Genomic DNA, 397 nt, shown 5'->3' on the forward strand with positions numbered 1-397 from the left:
GCCGACCTGGGCGCCCAACGGCCGCGCGCTGATGTTCTTCCGCGACTCAGCCGGCGGCCCGAAGCTGGTTTCGGTCGACCTCACCGGCCGCAACGAGCAGTCGATCCCGACCTCGAACTTCGCGTCCGACCCGGCCTGGTCGCCGCTGCTGGAGTGAGGGGGAGGGAATTGGGGAATTGGGGAATTGGAGAATTGAAGAACTGAAGAAATGGAGAAGCGGGGAAGCTACGTTGGACGTGCAAGGGACCTGGAGGTCTATAAGCGGGCGTACGCAGTTTCTCTTGAAATTCACAAAGCCACGTTGGCGTTTCCGAGGATCGAGCAATACGCGCTAGCCGATCAGTTGCGTCGCTCGAGCAAGGCCATCTGCGCCAACTTGGCTGAGGGCTTTGCCAAG

Annotated in this window: 1 protein-coding gene and 1 pseudogene; both read left to right on the forward strand. The window is 61.0% G+C overall.

The window, feature by feature from the left end; genetic code table 11:
* Positions 1-157, forward strand: a pseudogene (locus tag EN807_RS32925) (PD40 domain-containing protein); the annotation flags it as partial.
* Positions 158-208: 51 nt separating this feature from the next.
* A partial coding sequence (locus EN807_RS32930; protein ID WP_135937968.1) for a four helix bundle protein occupies positions 209-397 on the forward strand: 189 nt, incomplete at its 3' end.

The sequence above is a fragment of the Mesorhizobium sp. M5C.F.Ca.ET.164.01.1.1 genome (assembly GCF_004792125.1).
In the GTDB taxonomy this organism is placed as follows: Bacteria; Pseudomonadota; Alphaproteobacteria; order Rhizobiales; family Rhizobiaceae; genus Mesorhizobium; species Mesorhizobium wenxiniae.